We start from the raw sequence: 15081 nt of genomic DNA, 5'->3' as shown, positions 1-15081 counted from the left end.
AAGCCTGGCCCTTTGTGCAGCTTCTATCGTGCGCTTCGAGCGACGCGACGACACCTACCTCGTCTTTACCACATTTGCCGCCAGCACCTTCCCAATCTGCAAAAAGCTGAAATAGGGTAGGTAAGCCTTCATAACCACCAAACTCAACTACCGCCCCGCGTGCTTACGTAGGCAAACTCATGCCACACTTCGTCGCCATGAGATACTTGCTGCTGCTGTGTTGTTGGGCGCTGACTCTCGGCGCTGCGGCCCAACCCTCACCGCGCCAGTTGTACCCCAGCCTATTTGAGGCCGTGCAGCTGGGCCGGGTGTTTGCCGACAGCAAAACCTTTGTGGATGCGCGGCCCAAGGCGCGGCCTGCTGACATCGAGCGGGCGTACCAGCAACAGAAAAACCGCCCGGGCTTTGACTTGAGGCACTTTGTGTTGACTTACTTCGAGCTGCCACCCGAAGTGGGCGCCGGCTACCAAGCCAACGTGGCACGCGGTATCCGGCACCACCTCGATACCCTCTGGACAGTGCTGCAACGCCAGCCGCAGGACTCAGTAGGGCCGTACGCGTCGCTGATTCCGTTGCCCAAGCCCTACATTGTGCCGGGGGGGCGCTTCCGCGAAATCTATTATTGGGACTCGTACTTCACCATGCTCGGCCTGCGCGAAGCTCGCCAAACGGCCCTCATGCGGAGCATGGTCGACAACTTTGCTTCGCTGATAACGCGCTACGGCTTCGTGCCCAACGGCAACCGCACTTACTACCTTACCCGCTCGCAGCCGCCCTTCTTTGCCCTCATGGTGGAGCTCTTAGCTCAGGCCGAGGGCGACTCAGTGCTGCGGCGCTACCAGCCCGCCCTGCTGCGCGAGTACCAGTACTGGATGGCCGGCGCCGATTCCTTGGCAATGGGGCAGGCAACCCGCCGCGTGGTGCGCCTGCCCGGCGGCGAAGTGCTCAACCGCTACTGGGACAGCAGCGACTACGCCCGCGAGGAATCCTACGCCGAAGATGTAGCCACGGCGCAGCAAAGCACGCAGCCCAAGCCGCAGTTTTACCGCAATATGCGCGCCGCCGCGGCCTCGGGCTGGGATTTCAGCACCCGTTGGTTTGGGGAAGCGGGCACGCTGGCTTCCATCCGCACCACTGAGCTGGTGCCCGTGGACCTGAACTGCCTGCTCTATAGCCTGGAGCAAACTCTGGCGCGCAGTTACCAGCAGCAAGGCCAAACCGCCCAGACGCGCCACTACCGGCAACGGGCCGCTGCGCGCCGCCAAGCTATTCTGCGCTACTGCTGGAACGAGCGGGTAGCTTGGTTTGTCGATTACGACCTAATGCGGCAGCAGCCTGCATCGCGCCGCACCCTGGCCGGGGTATTTCCCTTGTTCGTGCAAATAGCTTCGGCCAGGCAGGCGCGGCAAGTGGCCGGGGGCCTGCGTCGCGATTTTCTAAAAACCGGGGGCCTGCTCACCACGGCCAACCACAGCGGCGAGCAGTGGGACGCACCCAACGGCTGGGCGCCGCTGCAGTACGTGGCCATTCAAGGTTTGGAGCACTACCGCCAGCGTAAGCTGGCGCGCACCATTGCCATGCGCTGGGTAACGCTGAACTTAAACGTGTTTCGGCAAACCGGCAAGCTGCTGGAGAAATACAACGTGGAAGACGCCACGGTGCAGGCTGGGGGCGGCGAGTACCCCACGCAGGACGGTTTCGGCTGGACCAACGGCGTGCTGCTGACGCTGATGAATCGGTACAAGCTAGAATGAGGCAAAGAGTGGCAATTCGCATTCCTACAGGGTTTGTTGCTTGAGAAGCCGCTGTGCCCGCCATACGCCTTTTCATAAAAAGAAAGCCCCAACTGTTGTTGCAGCCGGGGCTTTCTTTTTACCAACGGTAAGAACTACATATTCCTCGTCCAAGCCTGGCGCAGCGCCAGTTGCTGGGGCGTGGCGTTGGGGTCGATAGCAAAATCAAACCGCTTGATTTCGTCTTTCTCCTGCATGCGGCAGCGCACTTTGGTTTCCTTGCCGCCGCGCTGCAGCGTGAGTTCGGCGTCGGAGCCGGGCTTGGCGCTTTGCATCTGGGCGAAGAGGGCCTTCATGGTTTCGGGCTTCACGGCGGTACCGTTGAAGGCCAGTAGCTGGTCGCCGGGCTGTACGCCGCAGGTGCGCAGCACGGGGCTTACCTCGTCAAACTGCACGCCACTGCCCTGGGCCTTGTAGGTATTGGTGCCGAGCGAGGCCAGCTTGCGGCCACTGGGGCGGGCTGGGGCGTAGCTGATGCCTACTTTGCTGAAGTATTCCTGCAACGGCAGCGGCTCGGCGTTTTTCACGTAGCGCTGGAAAAAGTCGCCGATTTCGGGGTACGTCAGCTTCGTGAAATCATCAAAAAAGGTTTTTTCGCTGAAGGGCTTGTCGGGGCCGTACTGCTTGGTCAGCTCCAGCAGCACTTCGCGCAGACCGCGCTTGCCGCCCGAGAGTTCGAGTAGGCGCAGATCCAGCAGCGTGGCGGTGAGGGCGCCGCGCTGGTAGATGTTGCCGTACTGGCGCTGGCCTTCGTCGGAGAAGGAATTCAGGCCGAGGCGGCTTAGCGTGTAGGTAGTGTCGGTGTACAGACGGTCGTAGACCACCTTGTTGTGCAGCGTGTTCAGGTAATCATCGAGGGTGGTAAGACCGCCGCGCAACTGCATGGTATGAGCGGCCCACTCCGTCACGCCTTCGTACAGCCAGAGGTGCTCCGAGCCGGTGGGCTGCACGAAGTTGAACTGCTGGATGATTTCAGAGTGGATGTTGAGCGGTGTCACGATGTGGAAAAACTCGTGCGCGGCCATGTCCACGATGGGCTGCGCCGTTTCGGGCGTGAGCGGCTTTTCCTTCAGCGTGTACTCGGAGCTGTAGGAGTGCTCCCAGGCGCCCTGATCCTGGTCTTCGAAATGGTAGAGGAAAGCGTAGCGCTTCACCGGCAGTTGCACCAGAAAAGACTGCGCCGCACCCAGCATCTTCTGCATGTAGCCCAGCAGCGGCTCGGCCTGCACCTGATCGGTTTTGGAATAGCAGTACAAGGCCACTTCCGCGTCGCCGAGCTTGGTGGTGGCTTCGGTGAGGCGGCCCAGCAGAATGGGCGAATCCACGGCGTGGTCGTAGCTCTTGGCGCGGTAGTAGCCTTGGGCGTCGGGTACGAGGGCGGTGCCTGCTTTCCAATCGGCGGGGTAGTTCAGCTTAATGCGCATGGGCCGGTCCTGCATGCCCTGCGGGTAGCCGAACAGGGTTTGGCCGTTGAGCAGGGCGTGGTCGGCTTCCAGCGACGAGCCGCACATGCGGTAAATCCGGTGCTGCTGCACCGGCGTATCCCAAGTTTCGGCGATGGTGTAGCGGATTTCGCGGGTTTTCTCCGGCTTGCTGAGTTGCCACTGGTTGGTCGAAATCTGTTTCGCCTCCAAGGGCCGCCCTTTGGCATCGAAAGCCTCGAAATTCTTTACGAAGCGGCCCATGTCCATCACCTGGTACGTGCCCGGCGCCGTGGAGGCAAATTGGTACACGCCCTGATCCTTCTTGAGCTTAGGCAGCTGCAGCCGCACCCGAAACTCGTCGGAGGACACCGCCGGGTTCATGTCGACGGTGTAAGTAAGCTCTTGCTGGGCCAAGGCCGGGGTAGCGGCGGCAAGGAGCAGCGTCGCCAGTACGGCTGGGTATAACGGTGCGCGCATAAGATTCAGGGCTGAGTAGGTCTAACGGATGCAAAACGAGCAGGCAATGTTGCTTACCGGTACCCTTGAATTTGCTGCGACTAGCGGAGAATAGCACTGATAAGTCAACAAGACAAACCTGGGATAAGGCTTGTTGAATTTGTAGTATGTCTATACACGGATAGAGGGTGGCAAATCATGTGTTTTTATAAAGTACAATAAACAAGCTTGGCTAGGTGACTTGGTAAACGGACGAGGTTAATAGTTTAGCAATGTTGTTTAATCGATAAAATAGATAAAACTAAGTTGAAAATGCGTTAAAAATATGAATTATCTAAGAAACGCGTAGGATGCGCTATTGTGGGTGTCAGGACGCTGTCGGTTATTTCGAATGCAAAAAAATCGTCTCCTGTCTAACTAACTACCAAAGCTCCTTTATGAAAACAATTTGTACTTTGTTGATTCTTGCCAAGTCGTTGACGCGCAATTGCGGGATGGGTTTACTGCTGGCTGGCTGTGCTGCAAGCTTTGCCGCTCAGGCCCAAACAGCGCCTGCCTTTCCGCGCAACGAAACGTTCAAAGGCAGCTCGGCCTCCAACTTCAGCTTTGGTGGCTCGGCCCGGCTGACCGGAACCGGTGGTGCCGGCAACGACGCCGTGGGCCAGGGGTACTTGCGCCTGACCGACGCCGTAAACGACCAGGCCGGTTATGCCATTGATAACATCGGCTTCCCGGCCGGCGCTGGCTTCACCATCTCGTTTGAGTTCTTCTCCTACGGCAAAACCACCCCCGACGGCGCCGACGGTTTCAGCGTATTCCTGGTCGATGCCAACCAGCCCAGCTCGGGCTTCCGCATTGGGGCCTCCGGCGGCTCGTTGGGTTACGCGCAGAAGACCATCAACCCCATTGCGCCCGGGGTAAGCCGTGGCTACATCGGTATCGGCATCGATGAGTTTGGCAACTATTCCAACGGGCAAGAGGGTCGCTCAGGCGGCAGCAGCACGCTCGACGCCGCTGGCCGGGTGCCCAACGGTATTGCCATTCGGGGCGCCGGCAACGGTTCAGCTTCTACCGATTATCCTTACCTCACCGGCACCCGCCCCGGCGACCTGGGCTTTGCACTGGACGTACCCACGGCCCGCGCCCAAGCCGGTTCAGCCGATTACCGCCGGGCTTTCATCGACGTGGTGCCCACCACGGCGGGTTCCCAAACCACTTACCGCATCACCGTCCGGATTCAGCACGGCAACGCCATTCGCACGACCGTCGAGAACTTTGTGGTGCCCGCGCCGCCCACCAACCTGCGCCTCGGCTTTGCGGGTTCCACGGGCGGCAGCACCAACGTGCACGAAATCCGGAACCTGAACCTGGTGCAGGTGCCCTTCGCCGGCGACGACGTAGCCACCACGCCCTACAACCAGGCCGTGACCGTAAACGTGCTCAGCAACGACCAGGCCCCGGGCAGCTCCATCAACCCCGCCTCCGTCGACCTCGACCCCAACACGCCCGGCCGTCAAACCTCGTTAGCCGTGGCGGGGCAGGGTACTTTTTCGGTAAACAACGCCGGCGTGGTGACCTTTACGCCCTCAGGCACCTTTGCCGGCACGGCAGTGGCACCGTACACGATTCAGTCGATTCTGGGCGGCAGCTACACTTCCAGCCCAGCCAACATCAGCGTGACGGTGCAGGGCGCCGACCTGGCGGTAGCCGTGAGCGGCCCGGCATCGGCCAATAACAATGCGCAAATCACTTACAACGTCACCACCACCAACCGGACCGGTGGCCGGACTGCCTTGAATGTGACGCCGCGCCTGCGCTTGCCCGCCGGCCTGCCTCCTGGCAACGTAACCACCCCCAACGGTACCTACGACCGCAACACGGGCTGGGTAACCTATGACCGCATCAACTCCCTGGCCAGTGGCGGCGCTCCGGTCACCAATACCGTCAGCTTCCGCACCAGTTCCAGTGGTGCCATTACGGCCGAAGCCACGGCAGCCTCGGCCAGCGTGCCCGATCCGGACGATTCCAACAACACGGCGCAAATCACTACGGCCATTGGCGCGCCGTTGCCGGTGGAGCTGACGCGCTTTGAGGCGCGCGCCCAGCAAACCGATGCGGTGCTAAACTGGAGTACGGCCCAGGAGCTCAACAACGACCGGTTCGAAATCGAGCGCTCCGCCGATGGCCGCGAGTACCGCCGGGTAGGCACCGTGCCCGGGCGCGGTACTTCCGCCTCGGCTGCCGATTACCGCTTCCGCGACGCCGATGTAGCCCGCCTGAACATCCCAGTGCTGTACTACCGCCTGCGACAGGTAGATGCCGACGGCACCAGTATCAACTCTGAGGTGCGCGCTGTATCGTTTGGCAAAGCGACCAACGCCGAATTGAGCATCTTCCCGAGCCCATCTGCGGGCGAGGCTACTCTCGATCTGACGGCCCTGCCTGCGGGTGAGTACCAGGTGCGCGTGTTGGATATTGCAGGCCGCTTACTGAAGGTACGCACGCTGGCTGGAGGGGAGCAGCACGCCATGGAGGCTGAAAAGTTGCAGCCCGGCTCTTACCTCGTGCAGGTACGTGGCCTCAACACGAACGTGACCCTACCGCTGGTGCGCTACTAGCCCCTGCGGCCTGTTTAGCGGCTCTGCTGCTAGTTGCTTAACAAGAAAGGGCCCCGGTTACGCAAGTTACCGGGGCCCTTTTTATTGAGTCAGCCAGAAAGATTAGCGTTGAATTACCACGCTGCGGTGCAGCACGCGGTCGGGCAGTAGCAGGCGCAGGGCGTACACGCCGCTGGGCAGATGACGAACCGACGTGCTCAACTCAGTGCCGGTGGTTGCTGTACCCGCTGGGCCAAACTCCAGCACGGCGCGGCCCTGGGCATCGTAAAGCTGCGCCCGCATTGTGCTGGCGTCCAGGCCGCGCAGGCGTACGGTGAGTTGGTCGGTAGCTGGGTTGGGGTATACTTCTGCGGCCACCTCCACGGCGGGCAGCGTCAGCGTCACCACGTTCGATTCGTGACTGATGCCGTCGATATCGACTTGCCGCAGGCGGTAGTAAACCGTGCGGGCGGCGTAGCGGGCCAGATTGCGGTCAAGTAGCTGGTACTCGTGCCGGCGCGTGCTGGTTCCCTGACCGGCCACCCGACCCAGCGGCCGGAACGTTAGTCCGTCGAGGCTGCTTTCCACTTCGAAATAGGCGTTGTTGCGCTCCTGAGCCGTGGCCCAGCGCAGCAGCCCATCCTCACCCGAGCGCTCAGCCGTGAAGCGTACCAGCTCGACCGGCAGCGGTGACGTGCCGAAAGTGCCAATGACCGTCTGGCTAAACGAGGTGACCGAAAATGTAACAGTGCCTGCGGCGGCGCTAGCGGCCGTTGCCGAAATCGGGGCTTCAAAGGCGGCGTCGCTGTTGCTGCCGCGCTTAAGCAGCTTCAGGTTGCTGGGCGTAGCGGCATCGGCGGTGCTGATGTCGTTGAAACCAAGGGTGTAGGTAACGTTGGCCGTACCGAAGTTGCCAGGGCCGTACTTGTTGATAATCCAGTAAGCCGGTGTGTAGAAGTGCTGCAGGCCAGCCGCGACCGGCTGAGTGCCCATGGGCGTGCCTTCAAGGCGGGCCACCACTACGTCGAATGCTCCACCCGCAACACCACTAAAGCTCATGGTGGTGTTGGTGCCAGCGAAATTGTGCGTGGTGTTGCCAGTCACCGTTTGCAGGCTGCTGGTGCCGAAACCTACCGGGGCTGTGCTGCTGGCGCGCATGGCGCCGGCGCCTGTCAGCTCGCCTTGCGTGCCGCTAACATCAGTGGTGGTGCTGCCGCTGTCGTTAAACTGCAGGTAGGACACCAAGCCATCCTCCACGCCGCTCCGCACCAAGTGGCGCAGCTGCCGAATCTCGGCGGTGCTCAGGGCGCGGTTCCACATGCTCACCTCGTCGATGTCGCCGGGGAAGAAGCCGTTGCCGCTGGTCGTCATCGAGCCGATGTAGCTTACTGGCGTGTTTGCCGGTACGTTGGTCGTGTTCAGCGACGATACTACTTCGCCGTTGAGGTATAGCGTGAGGGTGCTGCCGTTGAAGGTAGCCACCACATGACTCCAGACCCCGCCGGTAAGCGTGTTGGGATTGGTGTTGGTACTGCGCACGGCGCTACCCGTTCCGAAGCCCGCTTCCAGGCGGCCATTGCCGGTGATGCTGATGTAGGGCGCAGCAGAGTTGCCGGTTCCATTGCCGAGGACCCCGTGCGTAGTGCTGCTACCGGTGATGTTGGGCTTGATCCAGACCTCCTGGGTGTACGGGCCGTTCAGCACCGGGGCCGGGGTGGCTGCATCGGCGCTCAAGTTTACGTAGCCAGCAGTGGTGTTGCCTGTCAGGCGTAGGGCCTGGCCCGGTATGCGGCTGGTACCTACAATGCGGCGGTTGCCGGCTGGGTTGGTGGTGCTCGGAACGTAATCAGTGCCGCTGAGGCGCAGGCTGGTCACGGTAGCGTCGAGCAGGCGGCCGGGCTGGGCGTTGGTGGCTACGTCGTAGGCCAGCCAGAAGTAGTTCACGCCGCTGGTAAGTGGCTGGCTGCCCGTGACGGTGAAAGCACCGTTCGGGCTGAGCACAGCGCTGCCGAAGGCCGTGGTAGTAACAAAAGCATCGTTCGAGCCGGTGTAGTACACGCGGGCAGCCGCCAAATCAGCGGCAGGGTTGGTGCTGCCGTTGGTGGTCAGGGCCAACGACTGGGCTATCAGCGGCTGATCCGTGCCCCCACCAATGGTAACGGCGAGGCGCAAAATAGCCTGATTGGTGCTACCGGGCAGCAGGCGCTGCGTGTTGGGCTGATCGGCCGTGCTGCCGGTGTACGTGGCTGGGTTGCTGATGGTGAACGTGTTGGTATTGCTATCGGCACTGGTGTTGCCAGCCGCATCGGTGGCGCGGGCGCGTACCGTGTGCGACCCCAGCGCCAACGGCGTGGGTTGCGTGAGCGACCAGTTGCCGCTGGCATTAGCCGTGGTGGTACCCACGCTGCCGCCATCCACAATTACTGTTACCGTTGCGGTGGCTTGGGCCGTGCCGTTGAAAGTAGGGGTTGTATTAGAAGTGCTGCTGCCGTTGGCAGGCGTGAGCACCACCGGCGCGGCAGGCGGCGTCGTGTCGACGGTAAACGTATTGGTGTTGCTGTTGGCACTTACCGTTTGGCCGCTAAGCTGAGCCGTGGCGCGCACCGTGTGCGAACCTTCGGCCAGCGGCGTGGGTTGCGTAAGCGACCAGCTGCCGCTGGCGCTGGCCGTGGTGGTACCTACGCTGGAGCCGTCTACAATTACCGTTACGGTGCTGCTGGCCGGGGCTGTGCCCGCGTATGTGGGGCGGTTATTGTTGATGAGGCCGCCGTTGGCGGGCGTGGTCACCACCGGAGCAGGTGTTACCGGTGGGTTGTAAGTGATGCTGAAGGTGGTGGCGGCCGTGTTACCGTTGCCAGCCGCGTCGGTGGCCACGTTAGCTGCAATATTCACCGTCACGATACCAGCCGCGGCCGGCGTCACCACAAACGCATACGAAGCGCCGCTGCCGCTGAAGCCGGAAAGCGTGCCGTTGCTGATGGCCACATCTGCCGCCGTAAAGCCCGTTACGGCTTCCGAAAACGTCACCGCAAACGGAATGGGCGAGGAGCCGGTAGTGCTGCCCGAGGCACCCGCCGACGAGCTGATGCTTGCTGTCGGGGCCGTGGTGTCGATAGTCCAGGTGTAGCTCGCGGGCGTGGCGTCCACGTTTCCGGCGTTATCCACTGCGCGTACTTGGAAGGTGTGCGAGCCATTGGCCAAGCCGGTATAGGCAAATGGACTGCCGACGGTAACGAAGCTGCCGCCGTCCAGGCTGCCTTCGAAGCGGGCAATACCGCTGCCGGTATCGGTGCCCGTGAAGGTGAAGGTTGCCGTGGTGCTGTTGCTAGGGTTGGTCGGGTTAGCGGTAATGATGGTATTGGGTGGTGTAAGGTCCACCGCGAACGTGTTGGTGTTGCTGCTGGCGCTGGTGCTGCCGTTTACTGCGGCCGTAGCGCGCACAGTATGGCTGCCTTCGCTCAGGGCTGTGGGTTGCGTGAAGGTCCAAGTGCCACCGCCCGTGGCAGTGGTGGTACCCACGTTGGCTCCATCCACGAATACCGTCACGGTGCTGCCGGCCTGCGCCGTACCGCTGTAAGTAGGCGTGGCGTTGTTCGTCACGGCGTTGTTGGCAGGGGCCGTCACTACCGGCGCGTTGGGCAGGGTCGTGAAGGTCTGGACGGCGCCGTAACTGGTGCCCACGCTATTGATGGCGTAGGCCCGCACGGTGTACGTGGTACCAGCCGCCAATCCAGTCACCGCCTGCGAGAAAGTGCCTGTGCCGGCACCAATCTGCACCTTGGTGTTGCTGGTGGTGGGCGTGCCCGTGCCGCTCACGTACACCACGCCGCGCTCGGTCACTGCGGCACCGCCGTCGTTGGTTACATTGCCGCCCAGGGTGGCACCGCTTGTGGTGAGGCTAGCAGGGACGGCCGTAGTTACCGTGGGTGCCACGATGGGCGTGCCGGTTACCTGAATCAGGTCCAGCGCAAATTCCTCGTTGCCATTGGTGCCCTCCGCTTCCAGCCGGAAATCGACCACCTGCCCGGCCAGGGCGGCCGGTAAGGTAAAATCAAAGTTGGTGAGCAAGCTATTTAGCACCGTGCCCGCGGCGGGGCTGCTGGGCACGGCGGCATTGGCCTCCAGGCGCAGCGCCGTCTGAACCTGGTCTGAGCTCTGGTCGATGCTGCGGAAGGAGGCAAACGTCACCCAGCTGCCGCTACCAATACGGTACGCCAGCCGCAGAAAGGAGCTTCGGTACCAAGTGCTGCTGGCTCCAAGCCGCACTTGAAAGTGTAGGTTTGTGTAGTTGGTTGCGTCGATTTGCCGCGTCTGAAGCAGGGCAGTTTTGGGTACGTTGGGGCTGGACGAATTACTGACGCCCACGCCGTAGATATAGAAGCCGTTGCTGATGTTGGTAAAAGTAGCCGTGCCCGGAAAGCCGGGGTACGGCGTCACATTGGTGCGCCGAAAGGTAGTGTTGTTGGCGGCCGTGAAATCGTTGAATAGGTAGCGCGTCCCGTCGCCGTTGGTGGAAAAGTCTTCGGTGTAGGGCGGGGGCGCCGCCGCATCGAGGCCCGTGCTGATCGTAATATTGCGGGTAACGGCGCTGCTGGGTGCACCAGCGGGGTCAGTGACCGAAAACGAAATGGTGCGTGTCAGCGGGGAAGCGTCTGCGGCGTCGGTGTTCTGATAACGCACCTTGCGCAGGGCGTTTTGCCACTGCGCCAGCGTAGCTGAAGAACCCGTCGAGGTCAGTGTCAGCGTGCCCGTGCCAGTATCGAAAGTGCTAGCTGCGATGTTGCCGGTGGTGCCGTCTGCTACGAAGGAAAGCACATCTTCCGAGGCATCGTAATTGGTTTGTATCCGCACGGTGGCGCTGCTCAGGGTTCCATGGTCGGTGTCGGCCACGGTTACCGTATTGGTGATAATCGTGGCGGGGCTGCCTTCCACGTAGTTAAGGCTCGTGCTTTCGATACCAGCCAGCACGGGCGCCGCATTGCCGCCGCTGGTTCCCCGCACGACGATGTTGTCAAATGCTACTTCCTCGCTGGCCCCGCTCTGGTCGATAAGCACCCGCACTTCCAACGAATTGCCGCTGCCCGCAATGTCGAATGTAAAGGGGCGCATGGTCGATGATGCGGGTGGGTTGGCAGCCGATATATCATCGGACGAAGCACCGTCCATGTGCAGGTCGCGGCGCAGGTAGCCCACGGTGCCCCCGGTGCCGGAGTTGTCGCCTACCAGTTGCCCAGCTGTTAGCCAGGTGGCCGACCCATTTATCCGGTACTGAATTCTGACGTAGTCGTCGGCTTCCCAGCGCGTTAAATTAGCTGCAGTGTTGCCGGGAAAGTTTTGCGGGTCGGCCAGTGACACGGTTACCTGCAGGTTGGAAAAGCCCGCAATCGGAAACGAGTTCAATGCCACAGCGAGGGCTGGATCGGAGGTGGCCTTTACGTTTTCAGAGGCCCAGTAATAGCTGCCGCTGATGCCACTGATGCCGCTGCTGCCCGAGCCAAACGTGGAGAGGGGGTTGGCATTGGTGCGGTAGAAATAGCGGGTGGTGGAAACAGCAGGTACACTGCCAGCGGTGTAGTTTACCGTTTCGCCGTTTTCAAAGGATTGACTGGCCAGGGTAGTTTGCGCCTGCGCCGCCACGGGGCTAAACAAAAGCAGTAATAACAGTAGTAGTCTGGATTTCATAAGTGTTGCAAAAAGAAGTGAGTTGCCGGTGACCTTGTAAGCAGGCCAGCACCAGTCAGAAGTAAGGCCAAGCCATCAGGCCGGCACCGGAGTGGGCGGGGCAGTTTGGGCAAGGCCATGGATTTGGGCCAGGGGCAGTGCGCCCAGCACTTCGCCGGTCTGCAAGCCCAGGCCAGCTAGCTGTGGGCCGGTGAAATAGCCTTCGTCAAGGGCCACCATATCCAGCTGCAGCACCTGCCCAGCGCCGCAGGCCACCAGCAGCGGCTGCCCGGGCGATGCCAGTACCACGGTGCCCGGCGCGGCGGCTACGGTTTCGGGGCGGGGCGTTACGCCCAGCAGGCGCAGGGGCTGCCCGCGCAGGGTGGCCAGCGCGCCGCGGTTCCAGGGGTTGGCGGCCCGCACCAGGCGGTAAATGGCCTCGGCCAGTTCGTGCCAGTCCACGCACACATCGGCGAGGGCGGGGCGGGGCCAGTAGCGGGCTTGAGACGGGTCCTGGGGGGTAGGAGTCAGCTCGGGGGCGTCGCCGCGCAGCCAGCGTAGCAACTGCCGCCCCACGCCCACGGCCTGCAAGGCCAGCTGGGCCCGGTGCAGCCCGAAGGTATCGTGCGGCCCGATGGGTACGGGCTGGGCCACCAGCACCGGTCCGGTATCGAAGTCGGCTTCCATGCGGTGCGCCGTCACGGCGCCGGCCGTTTCGCCGTTGCGGATCTGCCAGAACGTGGGCTCCGGTCCGCGGTAGTCAGGCAGCGCCGCGAAGTGAAAGTTGATAAAGCCCTGCGGCGGCAGCGCCAGCACCGCCGCTGGAATGCGCCATGGAAAGGTCAGCACCAGCACAGCCGTTGGCCTCAGTTCCTGCAGCCAAGCTGAAAGATCAGATGACAGGTGAGCCCGCGTGAGCTGCCGCGGCGCGGCGCCGGCTTGGGCAAGCAGCTCCTGCAGCTGCGCGGCCTCTTCGCTACCCGTAACGGGCGTGGCCACGCCGGCTACCACCCCCTGAGCGGCCAAGTCCTGCAGCAGCGGCAGGCCCAGACGACTACTAATAATGACGGCTAAACGCATAAATCAATTAAAATCGACGGTGAGGTAAGTAGCGCCGACCGCCAGCCGAGGGCCAGACTGGCTCCTGTCGACTGGCGGGTACTGGGGCGCAAAGCGGCTTAACCGCGCGAGGGGAAGATGCCCTGCAGCGCAATGACGTAGTTCAGAGCCATCAGCGGCGGCAGGTTGGTGTGAGGTGCACCGCCCCCGGCGGAGGTCGTCTGGCCCTGCGCTGAGTTGGCGGCCATGGCGGTGTTTTTCGGACCGGAGGTGTACTGGTTCAGCGAGCCGGTAGCCGGCAGCTGCCCGTTGGGGTTGGTTTCTTCCTGATCGGCGCTGTAGTGCAGCGTGCCAGTAAAGCTGTGGTTATGAGCCGGAATCTGGTTGGCCTGCAAGCTCACTTGATCCACGCCGCCGGTTTGGCCCAGCGAGTAGGCGCTGAGGCCGGGCGCCTGGCCCGAGCTGACGGGCACCCGCGCCCGCAGATCGGGCAGATTAAACGTAGTGACACCGTCGCCGCCGTAGGTAGTGCCCAGTAGGGAAAACAGAGCCTGGTTCTGAGCAATGGGTAGAGTTTGGCCGTTGCAGAAAGCCCAGCCTTTGGGGGCGTATGGAAAGGCAATGGCGCGCAGTTCGCCGAGGTATGGTTCGTCCATGGTAAATCGGAAAGAAAGCGTGAGGAAAAACTAAGGGCCTAGTTCTGCGGCGGAAAAATGCCTTCGGTGCAAATGATGTGGTTCAGAGCCAGCACCGGGGGCATGTTGGAGTGCGGCTGACTGCCACCGGCGATTTGCATAGTGGTTTGCACGGCCGCCGGCGACAGGTGCGCGTCCGGTGTGGGCGTCGGAGAATAATCCGAGGCCGAGCCAACGCCGGGGTAGGCATTGGTCGGATCGTTTGTGGGAGTACCGCCGGTGCTGGCCGCCAGCGTGGCCTGGGCCATGTGCTGGTGCGGGGCCAGCTGCATAGTGGACAGGGTCACGCTTTCGGAGCCTGCCGTTTCTCCCAGGGTATAGCTGGAAGACCCACGGGCGCCGGCGCCCGCTACCACGCGGCTCTGCAGGCTGGGCACGGCAAACGTGGTTTGTCCATCGCCGCCGTACGTAGTACCAATCACGGTAAACAGAGCTTCATTGCCCGCAATGCTGAGCAGTTGGCCGTCGCACCGGGCCCAGCCCACGGGAACGAAGGTGAAACCTACGGTGCGAATTTCGCCGATGTAGGGAGTAGACATAAAGGAGGTAGATTAAGCGAGGATGATAAGAGAAAAGCCGGGCGGCTATTGACGCTGCGGATACACGCCTTCCAGGGCAATGGCGTAGTTCAGCGTCAGGAAAGGCATGCGGTTCTCGTGGGGCTCGTTGCCACCGCTGGTTTGGGTGGTGCCGCTTAGGATATCGGGCGCCATGGTAGAGCCGGCCACCGGCGTGCTGCCGTACTGCTCGGAGCCCGTGGAAGCGAAATAGGCGTTGCTGGGGCTGTTGAAGGAGGCGTTGCCGGTGCTCACCGGGATGGCCGGGGCAAAACCGTGGTTGTGCGCAGGCATCTCATTTGCTTGCAGCGTCACTGTTTCGGTGCCTGTCATTTGGCCTGGCGTGTAAGAGCTCAGCCCGGGCCCCTGCCCAATGCCGATGGGGGTGCGGCCGCGCAGATCCGGCAGACCAAAGGTGACTTTGCCGTCGCCGCCATACACTGTGCCCAGCAGCGAATAGAGGGCCGGGTTCTGCGCAATAGACATAATTTGCCCGTTGCAAAACGCCCAACCTTTTGGCGCGAAGTTGAGGGCCATCAGGCGGATTTCTCCTACAAAAGGATCCATGTTTAGGAGTTGGGAAATGGAAAAGAATGGAATAAAAAGCCCAAGTCAGCAGGCAAAGCAGTGCCTGCTGATGAGCAAAAAGCTCTCAGTAGGGTAAGTAAGCAATAGGGTGTAAGTAGGGTAAGGGGGCAGGATGCCGCTACCAAAAGGGCTGAACGGCGGCTCGAATATAGGGAATCAGTAAACTTTTATATTGAAAAATTCATGTTGGCTTGGTTTATTCTCAATTAGGGAAAATCAGTGAGGAATGGATAGGCAAGGAAAAGTGCTGG

Annotated in this window: 8 protein-coding genes; 2 read left to right on the top strand and 6 right to left on the bottom strand. The window is 61.7% G+C overall.

Features of this window, described 5'->3' with window-relative positions; all coding sequences use genetic code 11:
• Positions 1-197 precede the first annotated feature (197 nt).
• Positions 198-1754 carry an alpha,alpha-trehalase TreF gene (gene treF, locus AC5FXY_RS09450; protein WP_493556417.1) on the top strand — a complete coding sequence of 519 codons (1557 nt, stop codon included), beginning with the start codon at positions 198-200 and terminating at the stop codon, positions 1752-1754.
• A gap of 134 nt (positions 1755-1888) precedes the next feature.
• Here the strand turns inward: treF and AC5FXY_RS09445 are convergent, their stop codons facing one another.
• Positions 1889-3694, bottom strand: coding sequence for a M61 family metallopeptidase (locus tag AC5FXY_RS09445; RefSeq protein ID WP_493556416.1), 1806 nt, complete (start codon positions 3692-3694; stop codon positions 1889-1891).
• A gap of 416 nt (positions 3695-4110) precedes the next feature.
• On the opposite strand from AC5FXY_RS09445, the gene AC5FXY_RS09440 reads away from it, so the two are divergent.
• Entirely contained in the window at positions 4111-6291 is a 2181-nt protein-coding gene (locus AC5FXY_RS09440; protein WP_493556415.1) for a T9SS type A sorting domain-containing protein, read from the top strand.
• Positions 6292-6393: 102 nt separating this feature from the next.
• On the opposite strand, the gene AC5FXY_RS09435 is transcribed toward AC5FXY_RS09440, so the two are convergent.
• From AC5FXY_RS09435 to AC5FXY_RS09415, 5 genes are all read right to left on the bottom strand, one after another.
• Positions 6394-11952, bottom strand: a complete 5559-nt coding sequence (locus AC5FXY_RS09435; RefSeq protein WP_493556414.1) for an Ig-like domain-containing protein — start codon at positions 11950-11952, stop codon at positions 6394-6396.
• A 75-nt stretch (positions 11953-12027) separates the two neighbouring features.
• Positions 12028-13011, bottom strand: coding sequence for a methionyl-tRNA formyltransferase (locus tag AC5FXY_RS09430; protein WP_493556413.1), 984 nt, complete (start codon positions 13009-13011; stop codon positions 12028-12030).
• Positions 13012-13109: 98 nt separating this feature from the next.
• A complete protein-coding gene (locus tag AC5FXY_RS09425) occupies positions 13110-13646 on the bottom strand; it encodes a phage tail protein (protein ID WP_493556412.1) in 537 nt (178 codons plus the stop codon).
• Positions 13647-13684: 38 nt separating this feature from the next.
• Positions 13685-14224 carry a phage tail protein gene (locus AC5FXY_RS09420; protein ID WP_493556411.1) on the bottom strand — a complete coding sequence of 180 codons (540 nt, stop codon included), beginning with the start codon at positions 14222-14224 and terminating at the stop codon, positions 13685-13687.
• Between the two features lie 45 nt (positions 14225-14269).
• A complete protein-coding gene (locus AC5FXY_RS09415) occupies positions 14270-14809 on the bottom strand; it encodes a phage tail protein (protein WP_493556410.1) in 540 nt (179 codons plus the stop codon).
• Positions 14810-15081: the final 272 nt, after the last annotated feature.

Source organism: Hymenobacter sp. FMD4 (assembly GCF_058932745.1).
Note: the sequence above shows the minus strand (reverse complement) of the source record. Positions and strands in the feature narration are given on the sequence as shown.

Bases quoted from the DNA above. Each gene is read 5' to 3' on its own strand.
- treF (WP_493556417.1), top strand. From the start codon at position 198: ATGAGATACTTGCTGCTGCTGTGTTGTTGGGCGCTGACTCTCGGCGCT.
- AC5FXY_RS09445 (WP_493556416.1), bottom strand. From the start codon at position 3,694: ATGCGCGCACCGTTATACCCAGCCGTACTGGCGACGCTGCTCCTTGCC.
- AC5FXY_RS09440 (WP_493556415.1), top strand. From the start codon at position 4,111: ATGAAAACAATTTGTACTTTGTTGATTCTTGCCAAGTCGTTGACGCGC.
- AC5FXY_RS09435 (WP_493556414.1), bottom strand. From the start codon at position 11,952: ATGAAATCCAGACTACTACTGTTATTACTGCTTTTGTTTAGCCCCGTG.
- AC5FXY_RS09430 (WP_493556413.1), bottom strand. From the start codon at position 13,011: ATGCGTTTAGCCGTCATTATTAGTAGTCGTCTGGGCCTGCCGCTGCTG.
- AC5FXY_RS09425 (WP_493556412.1), bottom strand. From the start codon at position 13,646: ATGGACGAACCATACCTCGGCGAACTGCGCGCCATTGCCTTTCCATAC.
- AC5FXY_RS09420 (WP_493556411.1), bottom strand. From the start codon at position 14,224: ATGTCTACTCCCTACATCGGCGAAATTCGCACCGTAGGTTTCACCTTC.
- AC5FXY_RS09415 (WP_493556410.1), bottom strand. From the start codon at position 14,809: ATGGATCCTTTTGTAGGAGAAATCCGCCTGATGGCCCTCAACTTCGCG.